The 1313-nt window shown below is 68.8% G+C and carries 4 protein-coding genes; all 4 read left to right on the top strand.

Translation table 11 applies throughout. From position 1 onward, the window contains the following. On the top strand, positions 1–332 hold a 332-nt coding region (gene traF, locus I71_RS05290; protein WP_042691784.1), incomplete at its 5' end, for a conjugative transfer signal peptidase TraF. Beyond that, positions 329–943, top strand: coding sequence for a lytic transglycosylase domain-containing protein (locus I71_RS05285; RefSeq protein ID WP_049975934.1), 615 nt, complete (start codon positions 329–331; stop codon positions 941–943). The genes traF and I71_RS05285, both read left to right, overlap by 4 nt. Then, complete coding sequence (locus I71_RS05280) at positions 894–1157, top strand: hypothetical protein (protein WP_042691781.1); 264 nt, start codon at positions 894–896, stop codon at positions 1155–1157. The genes I71_RS05285 and I71_RS05280 overlap by 50 nt, the downstream gene beginning before the upstream one ends. Next, on the top strand, positions 1138–1313 hold a 176-nt coding region (locus I71_RS35610), incomplete at its 3' end, for an ArdC-like ssDNA-binding domain-containing protein (protein ID WP_199902113.1). The genes I71_RS05280 and I71_RS35610, both read left to right, overlap by 20 nt.

The following is a 1313-nucleotide window of genomic DNA, read 5'->3' as shown; positions in this document are numbered from 1 at the left end:
AGCGCGGCTATGTGCCGGCGGGGTCCTGCCCCGGCGGTTATCAACCGCTGTTCAAGCCCATCGTCGCCCAGGCCGGCGACGAGGTGGAGCTGACGGCCGAGGGGGTTCGGGTGAACGGCGTGCTGCTGACCAACAGCCGGCCGCTCGCCGCGGACGGCGCCGACCGGCCGATGCCGGTGCTGCCGCCCGGCCGCTACCGGGTCGAGACCGGCACCGTGTGGGTGGTGTCCTCCCATCACCCGGCATCCTTCGACAGCCGCTATTTCGGAGCGTTGCCGCTGGAGAGCATCCAGGGCACCGCGCGTCCCATCCTTGTGCAGGGGGCGTCATGATCGACCTCATTCTTGCCTGTGCGTCGGACGTGGCGCCGCAGACCGTGCAGGAGATCGTCCGGGTGGAGAGCGGGGGGAATCCCCTGGCGATCAACATCAACGGCGCTTCCCTGGCGCGACCGGCCATCGATGTGGCCGACGCGGTGAAGTTGGCCAGCTCGGCAATGGCCGCCGGCTACACGGTCGATCTCGGCCTTATGCAGGTGAACTCAGCAAACCTGCCGAAGCTCGGCTACACGGTCGAGCAGATGTTCGACCCCTGCACCAACCTGAAAGCCGGTGCGGCGATCCTGACCGCCAACTATGGGCGGGCGGTTGAGCGCCACGGCCCCGGCCAGGAGGCGTTGAAGGCGGCGCTCAGCGCCTACAACACCGGCAGTTTCGAGCGCGGGTTCCGCAACGGCTATGTCGCCCGCTACTACGGCGCGGGTGTGACCTTTGCGGCCGGCGCTGCTTCGGGTGACGCGGCAGCGCCGCGCCAGCCCTTCCCCCAGCCGGTGCCCGAGGCGGCGCCAGCCGATCCCTATACCGCTGACACCACGGCTTACCGGAGGACGAGCAATGTCCAACAACAGCCTTCCGACCGGGGCACTGCCCCCGGCGGCCAATGACGCCGAACAGGCGCCGATCCGCATCCAGCAGGACGCGATCCTCTCCACCAGCCTGTCGGACTTCGGCACGCCAGGGGTGGTGGTCGAGGTCGATCCCGACGAGGCCGAGGCGCTGGGCGCGTTCGAGGAAACTGCGCTGACCGAGGCCGACGCTTGGGAGTCGAACGCCGACTTAGGCGACGAGCTGGAGGGCCATGGCCATGGCGTCGAGTGAGTTCGTCCAGACCGTCGCCGACACCATCATCGACCAGCTCAAGGAGGGGACAGCCCCCTGGATCAAGCCGTGGAAGCCGGGCGAGCGGCATCTGCCCTACAACCCGACCACCGGCAACGACTATCGCGGCGCCAACACCCTGTGGCTGATGGCGGG

This window comes from Azospirillum sp. B506 (assembly GCF_000333595.1).
Classification (GTDB): domain Bacteria; phylum Pseudomonadota; class Alphaproteobacteria; order Azospirillales; family Azospirillaceae; genus Azospirillum.
Note: the sequence above shows the minus strand (reverse complement) of the source record. Positions and strands in the feature narration are given on the sequence as shown.

Excerpts from the sequence above, each read along its gene's own strand:
- I71_RS05285 (WP_049975934.1), top strand. The coding sequence starts at position 329 with ATGATCGACCTCATTCTTGCCTGTGCGTCGGACGTGGCGCCGCAGACC.
- I71_RS05280 (WP_042691781.1), top strand. The coding sequence starts at position 894 with ATGTCCAACAACAGCCTTCCGACCGGGGCACTGCCCCCGGCGGCCAAT.